This window comes from Roseospira visakhapatnamensis, from assembly GCF_014197915.1.
GTDB lineage: Bacteria > Pseudomonadota > Alphaproteobacteria > Rhodospirillales > Rhodospirillaceae > Rhodospira > Rhodospira visakhapatnamensis.
In genome coordinates this window covers 103,448-129,477 of record NZ_JACIGK010000001.1, presented here as the reverse complement: position 1 = coordinate 129,477, position 26,030 = coordinate 103,448, and the positions used below count along the sequence as shown (strand labels likewise).

At 71.5% G+C, this 26,030-nt stretch carries 20 protein-coding genes and 1 other RNA gene; 11 read left to right on the top strand and 10 right to left on the bottom strand.

The window, feature by feature from the left end; genetic code table 11:
• Positions 1-83: 83 nt before the first annotated feature.
• The 5 genes from ugpQ (at position 84) to GGD89_RS00510 (ending at position 5,705) form a co-directional block, all read left to right on the top strand.
• Positions 84-839, top strand: coding sequence for a glycerophosphodiester phosphodiesterase (gene ugpQ, locus GGD89_RS00530; protein WP_184042141.1), 756 nt, complete (start codon positions 84-86; stop codon positions 837-839).
• A gap of 378 nt (positions 840-1,217) precedes the next feature.
• Positions 1,218-2,648 (top strand): NAD(P)H-dependent flavin oxidoreductase, encoded by a 1,431-nt coding sequence (locus GGD89_RS00525; RefSeq protein ID WP_221238254.1) that lies wholly within the window; start codon positions 1,218-1,220, stop codon positions 2,646-2,648.
• Positions 2,649-2,769: 121 nt separating this feature from the next.
• Positions 2,770-3,180, top strand: a complete 411-nt coding sequence (gene irrA / locus GGD89_RS00520; protein WP_184042140.1) for an iron response transcriptional regulator IrrA — start codon at positions 2,770-2,772, stop codon at positions 3,178-3,180.
• Positions 3,181-3,300: 120 nt separating this feature from the next.
• Positions 3,301-4,425, top strand: coding sequence for an NAD(P)/FAD-dependent oxidoreductase (locus GGD89_RS00515; RefSeq protein WP_246422144.1), 1,125 nt, complete (start codon positions 3,301-3,303; stop codon positions 4,423-4,425).
• Positions 4,422-5,705: a hypothetical protein gene (locus GGD89_RS00510; protein ID WP_184042139.1), complete on the top strand. Its 1,284-nt coding sequence runs from the start codon at positions 4,422-4,424 to the stop codon at positions 5,703-5,705. The genes GGD89_RS00515 and GGD89_RS00510 overlap by 4 nt, the downstream gene beginning before the upstream one ends.
• A gap of 57 nt (positions 5,706-5,762) precedes the next feature.
• Here GGD89_RS00510 and guaB read toward each other — a convergent pair whose 3' ends face one another.
• The 5 genes from guaB to phbB form a co-directional block, all read right to left on the bottom strand.
• Positions 5,763-7,226, bottom strand: coding sequence for an IMP dehydrogenase (gene guaB / locus GGD89_RS00505; protein ID WP_184042138.1), 1,464 nt, complete (start codon positions 7,224-7,226; stop codon positions 5,763-5,765).
• A gap of 152 nt (positions 7,227-7,378) precedes the next feature.
• A complete protein-coding gene (locus GGD89_RS00500; RefSeq protein ID WP_184042137.1) occupies positions 7,379-8,197 on the bottom strand; it encodes an RlmE family RNA methyltransferase in 819 nt (272 codons plus the stop codon).
• Positions 8,194-9,444, bottom strand: coding sequence for a Ppx/GppA phosphatase family protein (locus GGD89_RS00495; protein WP_343058471.1), 1,251 nt, complete (start codon positions 9,442-9,444; stop codon positions 8,194-8,196). The genes GGD89_RS00500 and GGD89_RS00495 overlap by 4 nt, the downstream gene beginning before the upstream one ends.
• A gap of 173 nt (positions 9,445-9,617) precedes the next feature.
• Positions 9,618-12,194 (bottom strand): sensor histidine kinase, encoded by a 2,577-nt coding sequence (locus GGD89_RS00490; RefSeq protein WP_246422181.1) that lies wholly within the window; start codon positions 12,192-12,194, stop codon positions 9,618-9,620.
• Positions 12,195-12,832: 638 nt separating this feature from the next.
• Entirely contained in the window at positions 12,833-13,561 is a 729-nt protein-coding gene (phbB, locus tag GGD89_RS00485) for an acetoacetyl-CoA reductase (protein WP_184042135.1), read from the bottom strand.
• 715 nt (positions 13,562-14,276) lie between these two features.
• Here phbB and GGD89_RS00480 point away from each other — a divergent pair.
• Positions 14,277-14,663, top strand: coding sequence for a tautomerase family protein (locus GGD89_RS00480; protein WP_184042134.1), 387 nt, complete (start codon positions 14,277-14,279; stop codon positions 14,661-14,663).
• 169 nt (positions 14,664-14,832) lie between these two features.
• Here GGD89_RS00480 and GGD89_RS00475 read toward each other — a convergent pair whose 3' ends face one another.
• The gene (locus GGD89_RS00475) at positions 14,833-16,656 is read right to left on the bottom strand and encodes an acyl-CoA dehydrogenase (protein ID WP_184042133.1); all 1,824 of its coding nucleotides are present in this window, start codon (positions 16,654-16,656) and stop codon (positions 14,833-14,835) included.
• A gap of 323 nt (positions 16,657-16,979) precedes the next feature.
• On the opposite strand from GGD89_RS00475, the gene GGD89_RS00470 reads away from it, so the two are divergent.
• The 5 genes from GGD89_RS00470 to choX all read left to right on the top strand — a co-directional run bounded on the left by GGD89_RS00470 (position 16,980) and on the right by choX (position 22,643).
• Positions 16,980-17,591 carry a hypothetical protein gene (locus GGD89_RS00470; RefSeq protein WP_184042132.1) on the top strand — a complete coding sequence of 204 codons (612 nt, stop codon included), beginning with the start codon at positions 16,980-16,982 and terminating at the stop codon, positions 17,589-17,591.
• A 316-nt stretch (positions 17,592-17,907) separates the two neighbouring features.
• Entirely contained in the window at positions 17,908-18,507 is a 600-nt protein-coding gene (betI, locus tag GGD89_RS00465; protein ID WP_184042131.1) for a transcriptional regulator BetI, read from the top strand.
• Positions 18,504-19,985: a betaine-aldehyde dehydrogenase gene (betB, locus tag GGD89_RS00460; RefSeq protein ID WP_184042130.1), complete on the top strand. Its 1,482-nt coding sequence runs from the start codon at positions 18,504-18,506 to the stop codon at positions 19,983-19,985. Before betI ends, betB begins: the two co-directional genes overlap by 4 nt.
• Positions 19,985-21,658 (top strand): choline dehydrogenase, encoded by a 1,674-nt coding sequence (betA, locus tag GGD89_RS00455; RefSeq protein ID WP_184042129.1) that lies wholly within the window; start codon positions 19,985-19,987, stop codon positions 21,656-21,658. The genes betB and betA overlap by 1 nt, the downstream gene beginning before the upstream one ends.
• 37 nt (positions 21,659-21,695) lie before the next feature.
• Complete coding sequence (gene choX / locus GGD89_RS00450; RefSeq protein WP_184042128.1) at positions 21,696-22,643, top strand: choline ABC transporter substrate-binding protein; 948 nt, start codon at positions 21,696-21,698, stop codon at positions 22,641-22,643.
• A gap of 34 nt (positions 22,644-22,677) precedes the next feature.
• Here choX and recR read toward each other — a convergent pair whose 3' ends face one another.
• From recR to ffs, 4 genes are all read right to left on the bottom strand, one after another.
• Positions 22,678-23,277 (bottom strand): recombination mediator RecR, encoded by a 600-nt coding sequence (recR, locus tag GGD89_RS00445; protein ID WP_184042127.1) that lies wholly within the window; start codon positions 23,275-23,277, stop codon positions 22,678-22,680.
• Positions 23,278-23,398: 121 nt separating this feature from the next.
• Positions 23,399-23,722, bottom strand: coding sequence for a YbaB/EbfC family nucleoid-associated protein (locus tag GGD89_RS00440; protein ID WP_184042126.1), 324 nt, complete (start codon positions 23,720-23,722; stop codon positions 23,399-23,401).
• Positions 23,719-25,773 (bottom strand): DNA polymerase III subunit gamma/tau, encoded by a 2,055-nt coding sequence (locus GGD89_RS00435; RefSeq protein ID WP_184042125.1) that lies wholly within the window; start codon positions 25,771-25,773, stop codon positions 23,719-23,721. The genes GGD89_RS00440 and GGD89_RS00435 overlap by 4 nt, the downstream gene beginning before the upstream one ends.
• A 131-nt stretch (positions 25,774-25,904) precedes the next feature.
• An RNA gene (gene ffs / locus GGD89_RS00430) (signal recognition particle sRNA small type) lies at positions 25,905-26,001 on the bottom strand.
• Positions 26,002-26,030: the final 29 nt, after the last annotated feature.

Here is a 26,030-nt window from a genome sequence, read left to right as displayed (position 1 = left end):
ACCTCGGCCCCGCTCCCTGTCATGCCAACGGTCATGGTCAAGGACCGTTCGTATCGTGCCGCCCTCGCAAGGGAGGACACCCCATGACCACCGTCGCCCCCGCCGCCGCCGTGCCGGCCGTGATCGCCCATCGCGGCGCCTCGGCCTCGGCGCCCGAGAACACCCTGGCGGCCTTTCGCCGCGCCGCCGAACTGGGCGCGCGCTGGGTGGAGTTCGACGTCACGCTGACCGCCGACGGCCGTCCGGTGGTGATCCACGACGATACCCTGGAGCGCACCACCGACGGCGCCGGCCGCGTCGCCGAGACGACGCTGGCCGCCCTGGCCGACCTGGATGCCGGCACGTGGTTCGCGCCCGATTTCGCCGGCGAACTGGTGCCCACCCTGGAGGAGGTCCTGGACCTGCTTGCGGATATGGGGTTGGGTGCCAACATGGAACTGAAGCCCGCCCCGGGGCGCGACACCGACACCGCCGTCGTCGCCCTGGATGTGGCCCGGGCGATGTGGCCGGCGGCGGCGCCGCCGCTGCTGGTATCCAGCTTCAGCCGCCCGGCGCTGCGGGTGGCCCGCGATGTGACGCCGCAATGGCCGCGCGGGTTGCTGCTGGGCGCGCTGACCGACGACTGGCGGTCGGAGGCCGAGGCCGCCGACGTCTGGGCGGTGCACGCCGACGCCGACGTCATCCGCGCGCGGGACGTGGCCGAGGTGCTGGACGCGGGCTATCGGGTGATGGTGTACACCGTCAACGATCCGGGGCGGGCCGCCAACCTGTGGGACTGGGGCGTGCACGGCATCTTCACCGATCGCCCCGAGGTTCTGTTGCCGATGGCGGGTGCTTGAGCGGCCGCGTGTCGAACCATGGCGTGACGCGTGATTTTTGTGGACCGCTACCCATGCGGGACATCACACGAATCCAGTGGATTCCCGGCGGGTTTTCGGGTGATTGTGGTCCGCCGTCGACGGAGGTCCGAGGCCGCCGCGAACACCATGGTCGAGGAGGCGCCCGGGTGGGGCTGTCGTTGGCGTGAGAACCGGCCGGTTTCCCTTCCATGTCCCCTCTCCCAACACAGGATGCGGTGGGTCGCCAGGGGAGGCCCGAGGGGCGCGCGTCGTCGCGGGCCGGTCTCCCGGGGGGCCCGTCACGCGCGTCGGGGGTGCCGGGTGTGGGCGCGGGTCGGACCACGGCCCCAAGAGATATAAGGCCGATGAGACTCGCTCATGGGCCACTGGGATCAGGCGAAAGGGTCGAGTGTGAAGCGTCTCAATCCGCTCAAGATTTCCGGACGAGAGGTTCTGCCCCTGGTGGAAGGGGGCAAGGGCGTCGCGGTCAGCAACGGACAGAGTTCCGGCGCCTGGGCGGCGGCCGGAGGGGTCGGCACCTTCTCGGCGGTGAACGCCGACAGCTACGACGATGCCGGGAACATCCTTCCCCAGATCTACAAGGGAAAGACGCGCCGGGAACGTCACGAGGAGCTGGTGGCCTTCGGCATTCAGGGGGGCATCACCCAGGCGCGCATCGCCCATGAGATGGCCGGCGGGGCCGGCCGCGTGCACATGAACGTGCTGTGGGAAATGGGGGGCGCCGAACGCGTTCTGCTGGGGGTGCTGGAAGGCGCGCGCGGCCTGATCCACGGCATCACCTGCGGCGCCGGCATGCCCTATCGCCTGGGCGAATTGGCGGAGCGATTCCGGGTGTCCTACTACCCCATCGTCTCCTCCGCGCGGGCCTTCAACGCGCTGTGGAAGCGCAGCTATCGCAAGACCGCCGACTGGCTGGGCGGCGTGGTCTACGAGGACCCCTGGCTCGCCGGGGGGCACAACGGCCTGTCCAACAGCGAGAACCCGCGCGAGCCGCAATCGCCCTACCCCCGGGTGGCGGCGCTGCGCAAGTCCATGCGCGAGGCCGGCTCGCCCGAGGTGCCCATCTTCATGGCCGGCGGCGTCTGGTACCTGCGCGAATGGGCCGACTGGATCGACAACCCGGATCTGGGACCCATCGCCTTTCAGTTCGGCACCCGGCCGCTGCTGACGCGGGAAAGCCCCATCCCCGAGTCCTGGAAGCAGCGCCTGTTGCGGCTGGCCAAGGGCGACGTGCTGTTGCACCGCTTCAGCCCCACCGGTTTCTATTCGTCGGCGGTCCGCAACGCGTTCCTGGACGACCTGGAAGCCCGCAGCGCGCGCCAGGTGCCCTACGCCAGCGAACCCGACGAGACCCACAACGCGGCCCTGGCGGTGGGCGCGCGCGGTCGCCAGGTGTTCGTGCCCGAGTCCGCCCTGGACATGATCAAGGACTGGATGGCCGAGGGCCATACCGAGGTTCTGCGCACCCCGGACTCCACCCTGATCTACGTGACGCCCGCGAAGGCGCGGGAGATCCTGGCCGATCAGATCAATTGCATGGGGTGCCTGTCGGCGTGCGCCTTCTCCAATTGGTCGCAAGGGGACGAGGGAAACACGGGGCGGCGCGCGGATCCCCGATCATTTTGTATTCAGAAAACCTTGCAGAACATCGCTCATGGTGGTGATATCGAGAATGAGTTGATGTTTGCCGGTCACAACGCCTACCGATTCGCAACGGATCCCTTCTTTGCCAACGGGCGCGTGCCGTCCGTCGGGGAACTGGTGGCGCGGATCGAGACCGGAGACTGACGGCGGACGCGAGGGAAGCCCGAGGGACGCCACGGGCCCGGGCCGGACATGCCGGCGTGGGCCGCGCGCCCTGGTGGCATGGGATAGGCCGTGAAACCGGTTGGAGAGCAGGAGCGCCTTGATGGACATGGCCCAGCACCCCACGGCCGCCGATCGTCTGCGTGACGCGGGCCTGCGGCCGACGCGCCAGCGTCTGGCGCTGGCCCATCTGCTGTTCGACGCCGGCGATCGCCATATCACGGCCGAGATCCTGCATACCGAGGTCCTGGCCACCGGCATGCGGGTGTCCCTGGCGACGGTCTACAACACACTGCACCAGTTCACCGAGGTCGGCTTGCTGCGGGAAATCGTGGTCGAGGCCGGGCGGTCGTATTTCGACACCAACACCTCGGTGCACCACCATTTCTTCCACGAGCGCACCGGCAAGCTGTCGGACATTCCCGGACAGCAGATCCCCATCGGGACCTTGCCCGAGGCCCCTGACGGCACGCGCATCAAGAGCGTGGACGTCATCGTCCGCCTGGACGACTGATCCAGGGCGCTGGACCTTGACCGGCGCCGGTCCGGTCCGCACACTCCCGCCGCGACGTGATGACACCCAGACGGACGGACGGCGTGTGCCCGGCAGGCCCGGGTGTGCGACGGCAAGGACATGAGCGGCGGCATGGAGCGGGTCGAGCGGGTGGTGGTGGGGGCCGGCGTGGTCGGCCTGGCGGTGGCCCGCGCCCTGGCCCGGGCGGGCCGCGAGGTGATCCTCCTGGAGGCCGCCGAGACCTTCGGCACCGTCACCAGCGCCCGCAACAGCGAGGTGATTCACGCCGGTGTCTACTACCCCGAGGGCAGCCTCAAGGCGCGCCTGTGCGTGCGGGGCAAGACGCTTCTGTATGCCTATCTCGCCGAGCGCGGCATCGCCCATGAGCGTTGCGAGAAGCTGATCGTCGCCACCCCGGCCGGCGGCGCGGCGGAGATCGACGGGTTGCGCGCCGTCCAGGCGCGGGCCGCCGCCGCCGGCGTGGACCTGCCCTGGCTGACGGCGGCCGAGGCCATGGCCCTGGAGCCCGGCGGCCTGGCCTGCACCGCCGCCCTGGCCTCGCCGACCACGGGCATCGTCGACAGCCACGGCCTGATGCTGGCGCTGCTGGGGGACGCCCAGGCGGCCGGGGCCATGCTGGCGGTGCGCGCGCCGGTCGTCGGCGGCCGGGTGGAGGCGGCGGGCGTGGTGCTGGCGGTGGGGGGGGCCGCGCCGATGACGCTGCGGGCGGATGGCGTCGTCAACTGCGCCGGCCTGGGCGCCCAGCCCCTGAGTCGCGCGCTGGCCGGCGTGCCCGCCGCGCCGATCCCGCCGCTCCACCATGCCAAGGGGGTGTACTTCGCCCTGTCGGGGCGCCCGCCGTTCCACCGCCTGGTCTATCCGGTGCCGGGCCAAGCCGGCCTGGGCATCCACTACACCCGCGACCTGGGCGGCCAGGGCCGGTTCGGCCCGGACGTGGCCTGGGTGGACGACGCCGTCGACTACACCGTGGACGCGGGTCGCCGCGCCGCCTTCGAGGCCAGCATTCGCCGCTACTGGCCCGATCTGCCCGACGGGGCCCTGCATCCCGCCTATGCCGGCATCCGCCCCAAGATCCAGGCACCGGGCGCGCCGGCCCGGGATTTCGTCATCCAGTCCCCGCGCGAGACCGGCGTGCCCGGATACACCGCGCTTTACGGGATCGAGAGTCCGGGCTTGACCGCCTGCCTGGCGATCGCCGAAATGGTGGCGGAGGTCGCCGCATGAAAGCCAACCGCTCATACCCCGCCCGCCGGTCCGTCTGGCCCGCCCGCGCGCTTGTCGCCGCGCTGTCCCTGGGGGCGGTGATGTCGCCGCCCCCCGCCGCCCGGGCGCAGGACCCGGCGGCCTCGGACTCGCCGGTCGGCCCGCCGGTCATGGGGACCCAGCGGTTGATGGAGCAGCTCCGCGATCTGGGCCTCGCGCCCGAACAGGAGAGCATGGAGCCCGAGGGGCTGTACGATCCGGAGCCGCGCCCGACCCTGCTGGAGGCGCTGCGGGCGGAGCAGCCGGTGGCCGAGCCCGAGGGTCCCGGCGAGCCCCTGCTGTCGCTGCCCCCCTGGGCCATCCCCGCCTTCCGCGAGGAGCTGCGGGCCATCGTCCGCGAGCTGGCGCGCTATGCCCGCGCCCGCGATCCGGGATTCGCCATCCTGGCCCGGGGCGGGGCGCCGCTGGCCGTGCGCGACCGCCGCGAGGCGGTGCTGGAGGCGGCGCGCGCCGTCGAGGCCGGCCTGGGCGCGGTCGATCCCGACTCGCCGGCCGCCGGGGTGGGCGAGATCAGCAGCGGCTTCGTCGGCGCCGTCGACGGCCTGGTGCTGGACGGCCAGTTCTGTGGCCAACCGCCGCTGGATCCGGAAACGCTGGCGGTACTGCGCGACCTGGACATGGCGTTGCTGTCCGTCGATCACTGCGTGGACGCCGAGGGCGTGGTCGAGGCGCACCGGCTGGCCGCCGAGGCCGGCGTGCTGCTGCTGGTGGACACCGACGACCACGGCCGGCTGGACCGCGTGCCCGGCGGTCGCCCGATGGGCGAGAACGCCGACAACATCACCGATCCGCGTCAGGCCCGCTCGGCGCTGGTGCTGGAGCACGGCGGCGGGTTTGGCGACGTGAGCCTGCTGGTGGGGGCGCTGCGCGCCACCAACCACGACATCATCATCGTCAATCCGTTCGTCATCGGCGGCCGGGCGCTAACGGCGCAGCAGGTGGCCGAGTTGCGCTACAAGAAGCTGGGCGCGCGGCGGATGGTGCTGGCGACCTTCAACGTCGCCCTGGCCCGGGAGGATACCTACTACTGGCAACCCAAGTGGCGCCTGGGGGATCCCCGCTGGCTGTCCGCCACGGTGCGCGATCGGCCCGGTGCCTACTTCACCGAATACTGGGATCCGGACTGGAAGACGCACCTGGGGGAGCACTTCGTCGGCCTGATGGACCTGGGCTTCGACGGCGTGGTGCTGGACGGCCTGGACGTGGTGCATCGCTGGGAGGCGATCACCCCGGTGGAGTAGACGGCGCCGGGACCGGGGGAACCGCCGCCTTGGCCGCTCCCCGGTCCCCGGCCCTCTCTAAAGCGTCTCCCGATAGTTCGGCGCTTCCCGGGTGATGGCCACGTCATGGACATGGCTTTCCCGCCAGCCGGCGTTGGTGATGCGGCGGAACTGGGCATGGGTGTGCAGGTCGGCGATGGTGCGGTTGCCGGTGTAGCCCATGGCCGCCTTCAGGCCGCCCATCAACTGGTGAAGGATGGTGCCCGCCGGCCCCTTGTAGGGCACGCGGCCCTCGATGCCCTCGGGCACCAGCTTGAGGGTGCTTTGCACCTCCTGCTGGAAGTAGCGGTCGGCGGAGCCGCGGGCCATCGCGCCGACCGAGCCCATGCCGCGATAGGACTTGTAGGACCGGCCCTGGTAGAGGAACACCTCGCCCGGGGCCTCGTCGGTGCCGGCCAGCAGCGATCCCACCATGGCCACGTCGGCGCCGGCGGCGATGGCCTTGGCCAGGTCGCCCGAGTACTTGATGCCGCCGTCGGCGATCAGCGGCACGTCGGCGTCCTGGCAGACGCGCGCGGTCTCCAGGATGGCGCTGAACTGCGGCACGCCCACGCCGGCGACGATGCGCGTGGTGCAGATCGACCCCGGGCCGATGCCCACCTTGACGGCATCGGCGCCCGCGTCGATCAACGCCTTGGCGCCGTCGGGCGTGGCCACGTTACCGCCGATGACCCCGGTGTAGTTGGACAGCGCCTTGACGCGGGTCACGGTGTCCAGCACGCCGTTGGAATGGCCGTGGGCGGTGTCGACCACGACCACGTCCACGCCGGCCTCCAGCAGCGCCTCGGCCCGCGCCAGGCCGTCCGGGCCCACACCGGTGGCGGCGGCCACCCGCAGCCGGCCCCGTTCGTCCTTGGCGGCATGGGGATAGGTGGACGCCTTTTCGATGTCCTTCACCGTCACCAGGCCGACGCAGCGGAAGGCGTCGTCCACCACCAGCAGCTTCTCGATGCGATGGCGGTGCAGCAGCCGCTTGGCCTCGTCCTGCGACACCCCCTCGGCCACCGTGATCAGCCGTTCGCGGGTCATCAACTCGCTGACCGGCTCGTCCAGGTTGGTGGCGAAGCGCACGTCGCGATGGGTGAGGATGCCCACCAGCCTGCCGGTGTCGCGCTCGACCACGGGGATGCCGGAAATCTTGTGGTGCGCCATCATGGCCAGGGCATCGGCGAGCGGCTGGTCGGGATGCATGGTGACGGGGTTGACGACCATGCCCGACTCGTAGCGCTTGACCTTGCGGACCTCCTCGGCCTGCTCCTCGATGGTCAGGTTCTTGTGGATCACCCCCAGGCCGCCCGACTGGGCCATGACGATGGCCATCTGGCTTTCGGTGACCGTGTCCATGGCCGAGGACATGAGCGGAACGCCCAGCTCGATGGTCCGGGTGACCCGGGTTCGGGTCTGGGCGGTGGACGGCAGAACCTCGGAGGCGGCGGGCACGAGGAGCACGTCGTCGAAGGTGAGAGCCTCGGGAAACGCCATGGACTGCCTCCTGGATGTCGGCCTGGATCGGGGGGAGCCCCGGATATGCCATGCCGGGCGGCGCGCGCCAAGGGGCGGGCCGGCCATGACCGGCATTCGCCGGCGGCATGACGGAGTGTGACGGACGCGCGGGGGCGGCCCGGCGCGGTCGATTACGCGTCGGTCGGGCGGCCCTTGAACCCCTGGGCGACCACATAGATCTCGGCCGAGTCCTTGCGGCTGGCCGGCGGCTTGGCATGCTTCACGCTGGCGCACAGCTGTTTCATGCGGGTCAGCAGCGCCCCTTCCGTGCCGCCCTGGAACACCTTGCAGACGAACGTGCCGCCGGGCGCCAGCACCGCCTCGGCGAAGTCCCAGGCGGTCTCGGCCAGGGCCATGACGCGCAGATGGTCGGTCTGGGGGTGGCCGGTGGTGGGTGCCGCCATGTCCGACAGCACCAGATCGACCGGGCCGCCGCAATGATGCCGCAGCAGGTCCGGCGCGGCCGGGTCCATGAAGTCCAGGGTCAGGCAGACGGCGCCGACCACATCCTCCCAGTCGAGAATGTCCAGGCCGACCACCAGGCCGGTGGCGTTGGACCTGGGGCCGCCGCCACCGGGCGGCTGGCCGGCGCGCACGCGGGCGACGGCCACCTGGGTCCAGCCGCCGGGCGCCGCGCCCAGGTCCACCACCCGCAGGCCCGGGCGCAGCAGGCCGAAGCGGTCGTCCAGTTCGATCAGCTTGAAGGCGGCGCGGGAGCGGAATCCCTGGCGGCGGGCCTCCAGCACGTAGGGATCGTTCAATTGGCGTTGCAGCCAGCGGGTCGAGGAGGTCTTACGGCCTCGCGCCGTCTTCACCCGGGTGTGCAGCTTGCGGCCCGAACCGACCGGCCGGTCGCCGCCACCGCCACCACTCTCCCCGGCGCCCTGGCCGCCGCCCCGTCCTCGGTCATCGCGTCCCCGTCCGCCTCGTCCCCCGCCGCGACCGGTCATGCCAGCACCCTGGCGGCCCGCATCAGGTCCATCAATACCCCCTCGCGAATGCCCCGGTCGGCGATGCGCAGTCGTCCGGTCGGCCACAGGTCGCAGATCGCCTCCAGGATGGCGCAGCCCGCGACCACCAGGTCCGCCCGATCGGTGCCGATGCAGGGATGGCGGGCGCGCTGGTCGCAGGTCATGGTCCGCAGCCGGCGGCTGACGGCGCGGATGGACAGGAAGTCCACCTCCAGGCCGTCCACGCTGTCGCGGTTGTAGCGCGGGAGATCCAGCATCACGCCCCCCAGGGTGGTGACGGTGCCCGAGGTGCCCAGCATCTGGATGGGCTCGCCCATCGCCAGGCGCTCGGAAATGCCGTGGCACCCGTCGAAGTCCCGCAGCGCGCGGCGGACCTCGTCCACCACCTGCGCATAGTCCTGGTCGCCCAGGTCGCCGCCCCGGGCCTCGGCCAGGGTCACCACGCCCACGGGCAGCGAGGCCATGGCGACGATGCGCGGCCCGCGCGGTCGCCCGCGTCCGTTGACGCCGCCCTCGCCGTCGTCGCCACCCGTGCCGGAGTCGCCCTCGCCGTGGTCGCGGGCGTCGCCGCCGGGCGCGACCCACATCAGTTCGGTGCTGCCGCCGCCGATGTCGAACACCACCGCGCCGCGACAGCCCGGCCGCAACAGCGGCGCGCAGCCGGCGAGCGCCAGGCGGGCCTCCTCGTCGGGCGGGATGATCTCCAGGCGCAGGCCGGTTTCGACTTCCACCCGATGCAGGAACGCCGCCCCGTTGGCGGCGTGGCGGCATGCGGCGGTGGCCACCATGCGGGCGCCGGCGACATGATGGCGGCTCATCTTGCGGGCACAGGCGCGCAGGGCCTCGACCGTGCGGGCCATGGCGGCCTCCGACAGCTGGTTGCTGTCGTGCAGGCCCTCGCCCAGGCGGGTGATGCGCGAGAAGGAATCCACCACCCGGAAGCCACCGCGTGGATCCGGGCGGGCCGCCAGCATGCGGCAGTTGTTGGTGCCCAGGTCCACGGCGACGAAGGTGGGACGGCTGCCGGCGGACGACGCGGGCAGGCCGGCCGGGCGCCGCTCCGCCCGCCCGTGCGGCGACAGGCGCGCGGGGGGGGCCGGTGCCAGATCCCGGCACGCCTCGGGTCGCGGGGCCTCGTGCGCCTCCGGCACGACGGACGCCGCGCCGACACGCAGACGCGGGACGCGAAGGGGCGGGATGCGAAGGCTGGGCGGTTCGAAGGGCACGGGCACGCTCGGGCGACAGGACGTCGGAACCTCGTCCGGGCGGGTCCGTGGGGCCTGTCCGGGAGGCCCCGTCTGGGGGACCACATCTAGTATCTCTCATGTGCAGTGTAGTGCACCTCCCCTCGCGTTGGAATCGTTTGTTAAACGATGTCCGCGCGAGGGGAGGGAAGCACTCAGGCCGGGGCGGTGGCGTCGTCGCGGTGGAGCGTGTCCGCCGCGGCCTGGGGCATGGTGTCGGCCCGGCCCGACGGCAGGCTGCAGATCACCGTGGTGCCCGTCCCCGGCAGCGCCTGCAGGGTCATGGTGCCGCCGTGCATTTCCGTGAAGCGCCGCACCAGCAGCATGGTGAGCGATCCGCCGTCGCCCAGGTCGGCGCCGGCGGCCAGCCGCCGGCCGGCGGTCTCGCCGTTGTCGTCGCCGACGCTGAAGACGATGCGTTCCAGGCCCTGGTCGCCGGGGCCGGTCCCGGCGCCGGCGGCCTCCGGGGGCTCGCCGTCGGAACCCCGGACCTCCGATCCGTCCGCCGCCGGGGCGCGCGCGACCCGCGCGGTCACATGCCCACCGGCGGCGCAGGCGCGAATGGCCCGCCCCATCAGGTGCGTGAGGATCTGGCGGATGCGGTCGGCGTCGCCGACCATCCAGCCGATGTCCGGCGGGCAATCCACCTGAATGGCCACCGCGCGGCGGCGCACCAGGTCGCGGCTGACGGTCATCACCCGGGCCACCAGGTCGGCGATGTCGAAGGCGGCCACCTCCAGCCCGGCGCGCCCGGCCTCGATGGCCACCAGGTCGGCGGTGTCGTCCAGCAGGGTGATCATGTCGCGGGCGGTCTCGGCGATGGACTGGGCATAGTCGATCTGCTGGGCGTTCAGGTGGCCGTGGTACTCGGCCGACAGCATCTCCGAGAAGCCGGCGATGGTGGTCAGCGGCGTGCGCAGTTCATAGGACAGGCTGGCGATGAAGTCGGCGCGCAGCATGCTCGCCGCGCTCAGGGTGGCGGCGCGTTCGCGCAGCGCGTGTTCGACCCGCGCGGTATCGGACACGTCGTTGTAGCTGAGCAGGACACCGCTGTCGGGCAGGGGCACGCAGGCGTAGTCCAGCACGATCGCGCCTTGCGGGGTCACCCGTCCGCGATGAGGCGCGCGGTGCGAGGGGGGCGCCAGCACGGCGAAGCGATGGTGGCGCCAACTGGTCTCGTCGGCGAACCGCGCCTGCTGGAGGTCCATGAACTCGGACAGGGGAAGGGCCAGTTCGGGGTCGGCGGCGTGCGCGCCCCACAGGGCCTCGAAGGCCGGGTTGGCCAGCTTCAGGCGTCCGTCGGCGCCGAACACGGCGACCGCCTCATGCAGGTGATCCAGCGTCTCGCGCTGGACCGCCGAGAGGGTGTTGTAGGAGCGCTCCAGGCTGAGCGCGTCGGTGACGTCCTCATAGGTGAACAGCAGCCCGCCCTTGGGCTGGGGGGTGATGACCCGGCGCAACGTCTTGCCGTCGGGCAGGTGAATCAGATCCTCCAGCGGATCGATCAGGGTGGTGAAGCGGCCCACCTCGGCGGTGCGGAAGGCCGGGTAGTCGGCCACCTCCGGCAAGGCGCGCTGGTCGCGCAGCCGGTTCAGCAGGGCGCCGTAGCCCGGGCCGTCCCGGTCCAGCCAGGCCGGGTCCAGGCGCCACAGGCGGGCGAAGGCGGGATTGTGATAGCTCAGCCGCGTGTCCGGCCCGAAGATGGCGATGGCCGTCGACAGGCGGTCCAGCACGGCGGCCTGGCCGGCCTGCTCCTGGGTCAGGCGGTTGTCCAGGTCCTCCAGGGCGGTGCTGTCCTGGGCCACGCCGGCGGTCAGGCGGTCCTGGCCGCCATCGGAGTCGTCGAGGAACGGGGCCTCGGTCACGTCCATCAGGCGGCGCGCGCCATCCACCACCAGGTGCACCCGCTCCGACAGCGGCGCCCCCACCGCCCGGCTGCGGGCGGCCAGGGCCCGCAGGTCACGGCCCACCTCGCCCACCGCGAGGTCGCGTCCCAGGGCCACGGCGTCGGCGGCGTCGGCGGCCTCGATCATCCGCGCGCAGGCCGCGTTGCAGAAGATCAGCGCCAGGTCGCCGTCGCGCACCCACACCGGCAGGGGCAGCGCGTGCAGCACCGCGCGCAGCCGGTCGGCCTCGGCCCTCTGGCGGGCGGCCTCGCGGGCCAGGCGGTCCACGGCGCGCCCGTCGTCGGTGACGTCGCGGACCCACAGGACATCGGCCAGCGGGCGGTTGTCGGTGGCGTCGTGGACCCGCAGGCCGCGCAGGTCCAGGCGCCGCTCGCCGTCCGCCCGCGTGGTCTCCAGCGAGAACGGCGTTCCGTCCTGGCGCAGCCGGTCGAGCGCCTGGGTCAGCGCCGGGCGGATGTCCGGCCGCAGCGCGGCGACCACGGCGCCGATGTCGGAGGTCGTGCCGTCCGGCAGGTTCAGCAGCACCGCGAGGCGGCGCGCGCAGAGCACCCGGGGGGGCCGGTACAGCCAGGCGAAGCAGGTATCGGGGCCGGCGGCCATGGCGGCGCGCAGGGTTTCCACCTGGTCGGCCAGGGCCTCGGTCTCGCGTTCGCTGGCGCGCCGGCGGCGGCTTTGCCACCAGGCCAGGACGCCCAGGCCCAGGGACAGGACAAGAAGGCTCGCCCCCTCGGCCAGCAGCGCGTCGGAGGTGGTCAGCGCGGCGATCAGCGTCTCGCCGAAGCCTTGGGGTGGCGCCTGGGCGGCGGCGGTCGCCGGGAAGAGCATCACCACGGCCGCGACCGCCGCGACGGGGGCGAGCAGGCGGGGGGGCCGCCCCGGTCCGGATGCCCGCCGGTTTGAGACGGGGCGTTCGGATCGGGCCTCGCGGCGGTGTGATCTGGGGCGTTCGTGCCTCACTCGGGACCAGCGCATGGTGTCGACCACTGTCAAACAGGGGGCACTGTCAAACAGAGGGCACTGTCAAACAGGAGGCGCTGCACGCCGTGCCGATCCGGTGCACATGCGGGGCGACGGGAGAGCCCGACGTGCCCCCAAGAGTCGGGATCCTGAACACAAGAAGTTTACGACCTGCGGCTTCAATAATCCAGGTGAACAATGGGTGTTGCGCCGGTCGCCGTCATTCGGATGAGAAACAGAAAAACAGCTTTGCATGAAACGTGACGCCGACTTGATATCGTTGGTGAAATGATCGCCCGCGAACCTATCGGTTGCTTTCTTCCGGTGCTGTCCCACCCCTGAGTCCGGCGGGGCAGGCGCGCGCGCCTGTCCGGGATCCGTCCGCATACGAAAACGGCCACGGAAGGGTCCGTGGCCGTCTCGCGAAATCGGGTGCTCCCGGCGCGGAGGTGATCCCGCCGGCGGATGCGGGTGATCATCCGCCGGCCTCCGCGCGGGACGCCGGATCAGTACATATGCTGACCGCCGTTGATGGACAGGGTCGAGCCGGTGACGAAGCCGGCCTCGTCGGCCACCAGGAACAGCACCGCGCGCGCGATGTCATGCACCGAGCCCAGGCGCTTGACCGGGATCCCGGCGACGATCTTCTCAAGCACATTGGCGGGCACGGCGCGCACCATCTCGGTGTCGGTGTAGCCGGGGGCCACGTTGTTGACGGTGACGTTCTTGGCGGCGCCCTCCAGGGCCACCGACTTGGTGAAGCCCTTCATGCCCGACTTGGCGGCGGCGTAGTTGGCCTGGCCGATCTGGCCGCACTGGCCGTTCATGGAGGTGATGTTGACGATGCGGCCGAACTGGCGGTCCCGCATGCCGTTGATGACGCACCGGGTGGTGTTGAACACCGACCCGAGGTTGGTGTCGATCACCTCGTGCCACTGATCGGGGGTCATGCGATGCAAGGTGCTGTCGCGGGTGATGCCGGCGTTGTTGACCAGCACGTCGATCGGACCCTTCTCGGCCTCGATCGTCTCGATGGCGGCCTTGACGGCCTCGTAGTCGCCGACGTTGAACTTGCTGACCGTGATGCCGGTCTCCTGATTGAACTTCTCGGCGGCGGCATCGTTGCCGCCGTAATTGGCGACGACGGTGTAGCCGGCTTCCTTGAGCTCAAGGCTGATCCGGGCGCCGATGCCTCGGGTACCGCCGGTGACGAGAGCGACGCGACCATTGGACATGTTTCTGTTCCCTGTTCGTATGGTGATGACCCAAACGCGGTGATGAGCGTGTTTCTTATTGGAACGACAGGCGCGATCGGACTGGCTGGGTGCCAACCCGGGGCAACACCCTGTTCTAGGGCTCCGCGCCCGGTGTGAGGAAGGCCGCCATCACGCCATGAACGCGTGAGGCTGACGGAAAGGAAGGGTTTTGGGTGAAAGACCCCACATACTGTCGTCCCATGGATGACTGATGGCCTTGGGCTGGACGGGGCCAACCCTGGGCATCCATGAGCGCAGTCTAGCGAGGTTTGTTCACGGGAGAAAGAGGCCGTTCGCATCAATTTCCGAGCAACACGCCCGGGAATGGGCCGCGCCGGACGCCGGAGGTGCCCCTGGCCCGCGCGCCGATCCGCGATGGCGGCAGGGGGATCCGCGGTGTCCGGTCGTTCCGCCGCCGCGATCTCCCCGGGGTCGGGCATCCCGTCGTGGAGGGGCGGGCCCTCGTTCGGGTAAGATGGCGCGCCGGCCAGTGGCGTCGACGGTCAGTCTCGAAAAGCACCAGCGGTGGACGAGGGCGTCTTGTCCACCACGGCACCGGTTCGTGCCGCCACCCGGCCACCGAGGGCATGTCGCCCGGGGTGGCGGGGCGGGGGGCGGGCCGGCTTCGCCGCCAACGGTCATGGTCCATGACCGTTGGGATCCCCTTTTGTGCGACACGAAAGGATACGCCAGCATGCCGTTTCTGAGAATCTCCGTGCCCGTCGGCAAGGGACCCGACCACAAGGGTGCCGTCGGCGATGCCGTGCACGACGCCATGGTCGACAGCCTTGGGGTTTCGGCCGACGACCGGTTTCAGGTCATTTCGGAGCATGGCCGGGATGAACTGCTGTTCGATCGGGGCTACCTGGGCGTGGACCGGTCCGACCACTGCATCTTCATCGCGGTCACGATGAAACGCGGCCGGACCCCGGCGCAGAAGACGGCGTTCTACGCCGCGATCGCCGCGAATCTCGAGGCCCGGCTCGGCCTGCGTCGCCAGGACGTCATGGTGGTCCTGACGGAAAACGATCCGATCGACTGGTCCTTCGGGAACGGCGAGGCGCAACTGGCTGGGTCATGACGGCCCGGCGTCCGCCCCCGGTCCCGACGCCCCCGGTTCCGACGCCCCCGGTCCCGACGCCTCGGGGCCCGGGACACCCGGGCATGGGCGTTCGGACCGACGACCGCATGGGCCGTCTGGACCCCATACGGTCCGCCGTCATCCCGAGCGGGCCCGGTGAGCCGACGGATCAGAACCAGTCCTGCTCCAGCGCCATCAGGCTGTCGGGGCCGGCCACGATGGCCGCCCGATGGGCGCCCGTGAACGGCAGGATGGCGTCGGCCATGTAGCGCGCGGTGGCGATCTTGGCGGTCAGGAAGGCCGGGTCGCCCTCGTCGGCGTCCAGGCGGCGCCGGGCCTCCATGGCCGCCCGGGCCATCAGCCAGCCGCCGGTGACGATGCCGAACAGGTGGGCATAGGGGGTGCTGGCCCCTTGCGCCGCCAGGGGCGAGGCGTGCTCCAGGATCCAGGCCGAGGCGGCCTCCAGGTCGTCCACCGCCGCGCCCAGCGGCGGCGCCAGGGACGCCGCGTCGAGGGTGTTGCGGGTCGGCGCGCCGGCCTCCAGGGCCGAGACCGTGGCGCGCATGTCGGTGACCAGCGTCCTCACCGCCGCGCCCTGGTCGTGCAGCAGCTTGCGGCCCACCAGGTCGATGGCCTGGATGCCGTTGGTGCCCTCGTAGATGCGGCAGACGCGGGCGTCGCGCAGGAACTGGGCGGCGCCGGTTTCCTCGATGTAGCCGGTGCCGCCGAACACCTGGACGCCGAGGTCGCTGACCTCGAATCCGACGTCCGTGCACCAGCCCTTGACCACCGGGGTCAGCAGGTCCATGCGGGCATGGGCGGCGGCGCGCACCGCCTCGTCCGGGTGGGCGTGGGCCAGGTCGAGCTGGGCCACCGCGTAGTAGGTCAGCAGCCGCGCCGCCTGGGTCTTGGCGCGCATGGTCATCAGCATGCGGCGCACGTCCGGGTGGTGGATGATGGCCGTCTTGCCGGCCTTGGGATCGGTGACGTCCGCGCCCTGCAACCGCTCCCGGGCGTAGGCGGCGGCGTGCTGGGTGGCGCGCTCGGCGATGCCCACGCCCTGGAGGCCCACGTTCAGGCGGGCGTTGTTCATCATGGTGAACATGCAGGCCAGGCCCTTGTGCGGCTGGCCGATCAGGGTGCCGACGGCGCCACCCTCGTCGCCGAAGGCCATCACCGCCGTCGGGCTGCCGTGGATGCCCAGCTTGTGCTCCAGCGACACCGCCTTGACGTCGTTGCGCGCGCCCAGCGAGCCGTCGTCGTTCACCAGCACCTTGGGCACCAGGAACAGCGAGATACCCCGCACCCCGGGGGGGGCGTCGGGCAGGCGGGCCAGCACCAGATGGCAGATGTTCTCCGCCATCTCGTGATCGCCGTGGGAGATGAAGATCTTCTGGCCGATGATGCGATAGGCGTCGCCGCCCAGGCAGGACCCCAGGTCCGGCGCCGGTTCGGCCTTGCAGCGCAGTTGCGCGAGATCGGAACCGGCCTGCGGCTCGGTCAGGTTCATGGTGCCGGTCCACGCGCCGCTGACCAGCGGCGGCAGGAACAGCCGCTTCTGATCCTCGGTGCCATGGGCGGAGAGCGCCTCGATGGAGCCGGTGGTCAGCAGCGGCCCGATCGCCCAGGCCAGGTTGGCGGCCTGCCAGATCTCGCCCACCGCCACGCCCACCGCGGCGGGCAGGCCCTGGCCGCCCACCGCCGGGTCGAACGGCAGCGAGGGCCAGCCGGCCTCGACGAACTGGGCGTAGGCGTCCACCGCCCCCTCGGGTAGGCGCACGGTGCCATCGGCCTCCAGGGTACACCCTTGCTGGTCGCCGATCTCGTTGAGGGGCGCCAGCACGCCGGCGCCGAACTTGCCGGCTTCCTCCAGGACGGCGGCGATCAGGTCGGGGGTGGCGTCGGCGAAGCGCGGCAGCGAGACCAGATCGGGCAGGCCCGCCAGATCGAGGGCGAACAGCATGTCCTGGACGGGCGCGACATAGGCACTCATGCGGCGATCCTCCGTTGGGTCCATCCGGTGTGTGGTGATCCGGGTCCGCCCCTTGCGACCGGCCCGGACCGGCGCCCGCCCGCATGCCACCGACCCCGGGATCGAAACGCCATGCCCGGGGGTCCGGTGACGCGCCGCCCCCGTGGGTCGGGCACGCGTGAAACGATCCCAGGCTGGATGACAATAGCGCCATAACGACCTGACTTCACCCGTTTTCGGAGCAAAGGGGGGCGGCGCCGGATTCCCTTTTTCCGCCTCCTGGGCTACCCTGTGGGACCGGCGATCGGGATGACCCGTCACGGAGTCGGGGACGGTATGACGGCATGAGACACAGCGACCGCACAGGGGCGGGGCGGCGATCGGAGCCGTCAGGATCCGGGCGACGCCGCCGGGCGGCGACCGTCCGGGGGGCGCCGCTGGTTCCGGCGCCGGCGCTGGCCGTGCTGGCGGTGGTGGCCCTGCTGGCGGTCCTGGGGACGCCGGGCGGGGCGGGGGCCGCCACCGACGGTCAGGCGGCGCATGCGGTCGGCGTCACCGACCTTCCGGCGCCGGCCGCGTCCTGCGGACCGCGCGCCGAGGGCGAGGCGCCGCCACCGGTGATCGCCACGCGAGCCTTGCAGACCCGGTTGATGGTCGCCGCGCTGACCTGCGACCAGCGCGAGGCGTATGGCGTGTTCGTCACCCGCTTCCGCACCCAGTTGTCCGTGAACGCGGACTCCCTGACCACGCGCTTTCGGGGCCGGGGCGGCCAGGGGCAGGTGGACCGGCTGGTCACCCGCCTGGCCAACGGCGCCGCCGCCGACAGCATCCGGGATCGGGACGGCTTCTGCGCGCGGGCCACCGTCACGCTGGAGCGGCTGGCCACCACCGCCCCGGGCGACCTGGGCGCGGTGGCGCTGGAGGCATGGCGCGGGGCGGGATGTCCGGCGTGGTGAGGCGCCGCCGACCCGCCGTCGCCTCCGCTCCTGCTGTCCGACTCACACCACACTGTCGCTGAGACCAGACCGTTGTCGAGACCAGCGGTCATGGACCATGACCGGTGACGTCCGTGGCCGGCCCGCGCCTTTGTCGTGCCGCCCGGGCCGCGCGCCGCCTTATTTTTTTTCCAGCTTATCCCCTTGGGTCCGGTCGGTGCAGTCTGTGGTGGGTCCGGCGACCATGCGTACCCCACGTCATGGGGGTCCCGGAAACAGGGGGATAAGCCTTATTTTTTTATTGACCGTTCAAACAAAAAACCAGACGATCCGCCGCATGGGACGTCCGAGCCTCAAGGAACAGCGCCGACTCGATCTGATTCGCGCCTGCATCCAGTCCATCCACGAGGATGGACCGGAAGCGGCCAGCCTGGCCCGCATCGCCAAGCGAGCCGGCCTGACCGCCGGCATCGTCGGGCATTACTTCGGCGACAAGGCGGAGCTGATCGAGGCGACCATGCGCCATATCGGCCGCGAGCTGGGGCGCGAGACCGCCCGCCGTCTGGCCGCCGCCGAGACGCCCCTGGACCGCGTGTACGCGGTCATCGACGCCAACCTGGGTCCGGACCAGTTCCGGCCCGACACCAGCGCCGTCTGGCTCAGCTTCTGGGGCCGGCTCAACCACAGTCCACGCCTGGCCCACCTGCAACGGGTCAACACGGCGCGCCTGCATAGCAACCTCGGCCACGCCCTCCGGATGATGCTGCCGGGTCAGGACGAGGCGGTCCGCCGGATCACGCTGGGCCTGTCCACCCTGATCGACGGCCTGTGGCTGCGCGCGGCGCTGACCCATGGCGGCATCGATCCCGTCGAGACGCGCGGCCTTGCCGCGCACTACCTCACGGCGGCCCTAAACGAGGCAACCCGCTCATCATGACCGACCAGACACCCGGCCCCCGGCCCCTGTTCATCGCGGGCGCGGTCCGCGACGCCACGTCGGGGGAAACGTTCGAGACCCGTAATCCCTTCACGGGGGCGGTGATCGCCACCGTTCAGGCCGCCGCCGCCGCCGATGTGGACGCCGCCGTCGCCGCCGCCACCGAGGGCCAGCGCGCCTGGGCGGCGATGAGCGGCACCGCGCGGGGCCGCGTGCTGTCGCGCGCCGCCGACCTGATCCGCGCCCGGCGGGACGAGATCGCCCGGCTGGAAAGCCTGGACGGCGGCAAGCCCATCCAGGAGACGCCCGAGGCCGACGTGGACTCGGGCGCCGACTGCCTGGCGTACTTCGCCGCCCTGGCGCCGACCATCGGCGGCGAACACCAGACCCTGGGCGAGGGCGGGGACGCCCCCTGGTTCTACACCCGGCGCGAGCCGCTGGGCGTGGTGGGCGGTATCGGCGCCTGGAACTACCCGTTCCAGATCGCCTGCTGGAAGACCGCGCCCGCCCTGGCCGCCGGCAACGCCATGGTCTTCAAGCCGGCGGAGCAGACGCCGCTGTCGGCCGCCATCCTGGCCGAGGTGCTGACCGAGGCCGGCGTGCCCTCCGGCGTGTTCAACGTCGTCCAGGGCGACGCCCGCGTGGGCCGGATGCTCACCACCCATCCCGGCATCGCCAAGATCTCGTTCACCGGCGAGATCGACACCGGCAAGGCGGTGATGGCCGACAGCGCCAGTACGCTCAAGACCCTGACCCTGGAACTGGGCGGCAAGTCGCCGCTGCTGGTGTTCGAGGACGCGGACCTGGACGACGCCGTCTCGGCCGCCATGCTCGCCAACTTCTACACCCAGGGACAGATCTGCACCAACGGCACCCGGGTCTTCGTGCGGGACACGGTGATCGACGCGTTCCTCGCCCGTCTGCTGCCGCGCGCGGAGGCCATGACCCTGGGCGACCCGCTGGATCCGGCGACGCAGATGGGGCCGCTGATCACACCCGAGCATCAGCGGTCGGTGCTGGCGCGGATCGCGCGCGCCAGGGCCGACGGCGCCACCCTGCTGACCGGCGGGCGGGCGCCCGACCACCCGGCCCTGGCCGGCAAGCCCTTTGTCCTGCCCACCGTGTTCCGTGCCGACGACGACGGCCTGCCGCTGTGCCGCCAGGAGATCTTCGGCCCGGTGATGACCGTGTTGTCCTTCGCCGACGAGGACGAGGCGATCGCCCGCGCCAACGCGCTTCCCGTCGGCCTGGCCGGTGGCGTGATGACCCGCGACATGACCCGCGCCCACCGCGTCGCCGCCCGCCTGGAGGCCGGCGTGGTGTGGATCAACACCTACAACATCACCCCCGTCGAGATGCCCTTCGGCGGCATCAAGCAGTCCGGAATGGGGCGCGAGAACGGGCGTGCCGCGCTGGAGCACGTCACCCGGATCAAGAGCGTTTACGTCGAGCCCGGACACGTGGAGGCCCCGTACTGATGCCCGCCCTGAAGACATCCTACGACTACATCATCGTCGGCGCCGGCTCGGCCGGCTGCGTGCTGGCCCACCGGCTGACCGAGGATCCCGAGGTCTCGGTCTTGCTGATCGAGGCCGGCAAGCGGGACTGGAGCCTGTACATCCACATGCCGGCCACCTTCGCCTGGCCGCTGAAGACCGACACCTACAACTGGGCCTATCGCACCGAACCCGAGCCGCATGTGAACAACCGACGCATGTACCAGCCGCGCGGCAAGGTCTGGGGCGGATCCAGTTCGGTCAACGGCATGGTCTACATACGCGGCCACGCCCTGGACTACGACCGCTGGGCCGAGGAGACCGGCGACGCGACCTGGGACTACGCCCACTGCCTGCCGTACTTCAAGGCGTCCGAGGACTTCCCGCAGGTCGGTCCCAACCCCTATCACGGCGTCGGCGGGCCGACGAAGGTGACACGCGGCACCCGCTGGACGCCGTTGTTCGATGCCTTCATCGAGGCCGGGGAACAGGCCGGCTACCGGCGCACCGACGACCTGAACGGCGCGAGCCAGGAAGGCTTCGGCCCCATGGACATGACCGTGGGCCGGGGCCGGCGCTCGTCGACCGCCGTGGGCTACCTGCGTCCGGCGCTGAAGCGGCCCAACCTGACCTTCGTGGACCGTACGATGGTCGGCCGCGTGGACGTGCGCAACGGGCGCGCGACCGGCGTGGCGCTCAAGGGACCGTCCGGAGAGCACCAGCCGCGCGCCCGCCGCGAGGTGATCCTGTGCGGCGGCGCCTTCAACTCGCCGCACCTGCTGATGCTGTCCGGCATCGGTGACCCGGATGACCTGCGCGCGCACGGCATCGACGTGGTGGCGCCGCGTCCCGGGGTGGGCGCCAATCTCCAGGACCATCCCGAGGTCTACGTTCAGTACAAGTGCAAGACCACGCAGACCCTCTATGGCGTACTCAAGCCCTGGAACCAGGCATTCATCGGGCTGGAGTGGCTGACCCGGGGCACCGGCGCGGGGGCCACCAACCATTTCGAGGCCGGCGGCTTCATCCGCTCCGAAGCCGGCGTCCGGCACCCGAACCTGCAATACCATTTCCTGCCGGTGGCCGCGTCCTACGACGGCAGCGGCATGCAGTCGGTCCATGGCTATCAGGCCCACGTGGGGCCGATGCGCCCCGAGAGCCGGGGCTGGGTCAAGCTGCGCTCGGCCGATCCCACCGACATCGCGCGCGTGCAGTTCAACTACTTCTCCACCGAGCGCGACCGGCGCGAGATGCGCGACGCCATCACGCTGACCCGCGAGGTCATGACCCAGCCGGCGTTCGCGCCCTTCAACGACGGCGAACTGGCGCCGGGGCCGGATGTGCGCACCGACGCCGAGATCGATGCCTGGGTCCGGGATCTGGTGGAAAGCGCCTATCACCCCTCCTGCACCTGCGCCATGGGGCCGGACAGCGACCCCATGGCCGTCACCGCTCCGGATGGCCGCGTGCACGGCGTGGACGGCCTGCGTGTGGTCGACGCCTCCATCATGCCCAGCGTCGTCTCCGGCAACCTGAACGCGCCCACCATCATGCTCGCCGAGAAGCTGGCCGACGTGATCCGGGGCCGCGACCCCCTGCCGGCGGAAACGGCGCCGGTGTCGCTGGTCGACGGCTGGGAAACCCGGCAACGCTGACCCGCGATCATCAAGACCAAACCAGGGAGAGACCACCATGACCCCGATCAAGACCACCCTCACCGGCGTGATCGCGCTGGGCGCGCTGGCCGCGACCCCGACATTGGCCGAGGTGCCGGAGTCCTGCCGGGCGGTGCACCTCTCGGAGATCGGCTGGACCGATATCCAGGCCACCACCGGCGTGGCCCGCACCCTGCTGGACGCCCTGGGCTACGAGCCCAAGGTTAGCCAGATGAGCGTGCCGGTGACCTTCATCGGCCTGGAACAGGGTGACCTCGACGTCTTCCTGGGCCTGTGGATGCCCTCCATGGCCACCATGGTCGAGGAACGCCTGGAGAGCGGCACCGTCGAGGAGATCCGGGCCAACCTGGAGGGCGCGAAGTACACCCTGGTGGTGCCCGGCTACGTCGCCGACACCGGCATCACCGATCTGGCCGACCTGGACGCGCACAAGGACCGGTTCGACGGCAAGATCTACGGCATCGAGCCGGGCAACGACGGCAACCAGCTCATCCAGCAGATGATCGACGACGACGCCTTCGGCCTGGGGGACTGGCAGCTCGTGGAAAGCTCCGAGGCCGGCATGCTGTTGCAGGCGCGCGGCGCCTGGGATGCCGAGGAGTGGATCGTGTTCCTGGGCTGGTCGCCCCATCCGATGAACACCAAGATGGAGCTGACCTACCTGACGGGTGGCGGCGACTACTTCGGCCCCAACCAGGGCGGCGCCACGGTCCATACGCTGACCCGGACCGGCCTGACCGAAGACTGTCCCAACCTGGGCCGGTTCCTCCGTCAGCTTCGGTTCTCGGTGGAAATGGAGAACATCCTGATGGGGGCCATCCTGGATCATGACGAGACCGCTGACTCGGCCGCGGTGAAGTACCTTCAGGCCAACCCCGGCCTGCTGGAGCCCTGGCTGGACGGCGTGACCACGGCGGATGGCGAGCCCGGCTTGCCGACCGTCCGGGCGGCCCTGGGTCTGTAGGACCGGCGGCGCGCGGCGGCGGCTTGGGCGGGTCCTACACCGGCCGGCGCGCGCGCAAGGCGGTGCCGATGGTGCCGTCGTCCAGGTAATCGAGTTCCCCGCCCACCGGCACGCCCTGGGCCAGGGAGGTGACGGCCACGCCGGGCGCGGTCTCGGCCAGGCGGTCGGCGATCACATGGGCCGTGGTCTGGCCGTCCACCGTGGCGCCGAGGGCCAGGATGACCTCGCGCACGCGGCCGTCGGCGCAGCGTGCCTCCAGCCTGGGGATGGACAGGTCTTCCGGCCCCACGCCGTCCAGCGCGGACAGCACGCCGCCCAGCACGTGGTAGCGGCCGGAAAAGGCGCCGGCGCGCTCCATGGCCCACAGGTCGGCCACGTCCTCGACCACGCAGATCACGCCGTCGTCGCGGCGCCCGTCGACGCAGACGGCGCAGGGATCGCGGGTGTCCACGTTGCCGCAGGTCGAACAGGGACGCACCCGCTCGGCCACGTCGCCGAGCGCGCCCAGCAGCGGCACCATGGCCGCCTCGCGCGACTGGATCAGGTGCAGCGCGGCCCGCCGGGCGGAGCGCGGCCCCAGCCCGGGCAGCCGCGCCAGCAGGGTGATGAGACGGTCGATTTCCGGTCCGGTCATGGCATCCGTGGCCTCGCGGCCGGTGCCGCCCTGGCACCGCGTTGCGGTGCCAAGATCTGAAACATCCGGGCGCCCGCAAGGCGCCCGGGGGCGGATGAGTCACACTCATCCGCCACTGGTATCAGAACGGCAGGTTCATGCCGCCGGGCAGCTTCAGGCCGCCGGTGACCTGGCTCATCTCCTCGCGCATGACCTCTTCCGACTTCTCCCGGGCGTCGTTGTAGGCGGCGACGATCAGATCCTCCAGCATCTCCTTGTCCTCGGGATCGACGATGGACTTGTCGATGGTCAGGCCGCGCATGACGCCCTTGCCGTTGATGACCACCTGCACCATGCCCCCCCCGGCCGAGCCGGTGATCTCCATGGCCTGCAGCTTCTCCTGAGCCGCGGCCATCTTGCCTTGCATCTCCTGGGCCTGCTTCATGAGGTTACCAAGGTTCTTCATGGGTCGTCGTCTCCGAAATCATCGTCAGAAAAGCCCTCGCCGAAGGGGTCGTCCTCCGGGTCGAGCAGGGCATCGTCCAGACCGGACGCGTCAAGGTCGTCGAGGTCGTCACCGCCGCCAGCACCGCCCCCGCCGGTTCGGCCACCGTCATCGCGTCCGCCCGATCCGGCCGCGCCATCCTGTCCCACGGCCCGCGTGCGCACGACACCGATCGTGGCGCCGGGGAAGGTGTCCAGCACCGCCTTGACCAGGGGGTCGGCGCGCACGCTGTCCTGGAGGGTCTCGTGCAGGGTGGGCGCGCCCGGAAGGTCCGAGATACTGACAGTCCACCGCCGCCCGGTCCACATCCCAAGCAGCGACTGGAGCCGGGCCGGCAGGTCGCGGGGCGCGCCGGGGCCGAGGTTGAGATCGATGCGCCCGGGCTCGAACCGCACCAGGCGGACGTCACGATCCAGGTGCATGGCCAGCGTCGCCTCGCGGCGGTCGCGCGTCAGGTCCACGACCGCCTGGAAGGTGGCCGGCATGGGCGGCAGGCTGGCGGGATCCCCGGCCGGAGCCGGCCGGGAGTCCTGGTCTGGATCGGGGGACGGGGCGGGGGCCGCGTCCGGGTTTACATGGGGGGTCACATGGGGGGCCGGATCCGATCGCAGGGCCATGGCGGCGCCGCCGCCGGCGCGGGAGGAGATCCCTCCGCCCGGCCCCACGGCCGCGCCGGTCGCGCGCGCCTCTGCGGGGGTGTCCATGGGGCCGGTCCCGCCCGGTCCCGGTCCACCGCCCCTCCCCGATCCACCGGAACCACCGGGTCCGGGCCGGGGGCCGCCGCCGGTCAGCCGCGCCACGGCCTCGGCCGGCGACGGGAGGTCACTGGCGTAGGCCAGCCGGATCAACGCCATCTCGACGGCCTGAAGCGGATCGGGGGCCACGCGCGCCTCGCCCAGCCCCTTCAGCAGCATCTGCCACGCCCGCGTCAGGGTGGCCATGGACAGGCCCTCGGCCATGGCCCGGCCCCGCGTGCGCTCGGCCTCGGGCAGGATCGGGTCGTCGTCCTGCCCGCGCACCACCTTGCCCCGGGTCAGCCAGTGCGCCAGCCCCAGCAGGTCCTGAAGCACCACCAGCGGATCGGCGCCCAGCGCGTACTGGCCCGCCAGCACCTCCAGGGCGGCGGCCACGTCGCCCTTCATCAGCGACTCGAACAGGTCGAACACCTGGGCGCGGTCGGCCAGCCCCAGCATGTGGCGCACCTGGCCCTCGTCCACGGCGCCGTCGCCATGGGCGATGGCCTGGTCCAGCAGCGACAGCCCGTCGCGCACCGAGCCGTCGGCGGCCCGGGCGATCAGCGCCAGCGCGGCCGGCGCCACCGTCGCGCCCTCGCGCGCGGCGATGCCGGCGAAGTGCTCGGCCAGCACCGCCTGTTCCACGCGGCGCAGGTCGAAGCGCTGGCACCGCGACAGCACGGTGACCGGCACCTTGCGGATCTCGGTGGTGGCGAAGATGAAGGTCACGTGGTCCGGCGGTTCCTCCAGGGTCTTCAACAGGGCGTTGAACGCCTGGTTGGACAGCATGTGCACTTCGTCGATGATGTAGACCTTGAAGCGCGCGGCGGTGGGCCGGTAGCGCACGCCGTCGAGGATCTCGCGGATGTCGTTCACCCCGGTGCGGCTGGCGGCGTCCATCTCCAGCACGTCCACGTGCCGGTCCTCCATGATGGACCGGCAGGCGTCGCAGGTGCCGCAGGGGGTGATGGTCACGCCACCGGTGCCGTCGGGGCCGATGCAGTTCAGCGCCCGGGCGATCAGCCGCGCCGTGGTGGTCTTGCCGACGCCGCGCACGCCGGTGAGCATGTACGCCTGGGCCAGGCGGCCGCCGCGCACGGCGTTGGTGAGCGTGCGGACCAGGGTGTCCTGGCCGATCAACTGGTCGAAGGTGACGGGGCGGTACTTGCGGGCCAGCACCCGGTAGCCCCGGGCGTCCGCCGATCGTGGCGCGGACCCGCCGGCGGCGGTGTCGGACGTCCCGGAGGGGGGCGGGACCTCGAGGGGGGGCTCGCTCATCGCGCGGTCGGGTCCGGCTGGGCGGGACGTCCGCCGGCGGGGACTCCCAAGGGAACGGGGCCCACGATGGCGCACGCGGCCGGGTGCGCCGACGCCATGGGCGCCCGAGGGCACGGACACCCGAGAGGGGCGTGGAAGACTGGACGGCGACCCGAGCCGGAACTCGTTACGGCTGCTTCCTTCCGGACCTGACCGGGTTGGCGAGGGACCCGTCCACCGCCAGCCTTCCGAGGGCCAATCTAGGACCCGCCGTCCCG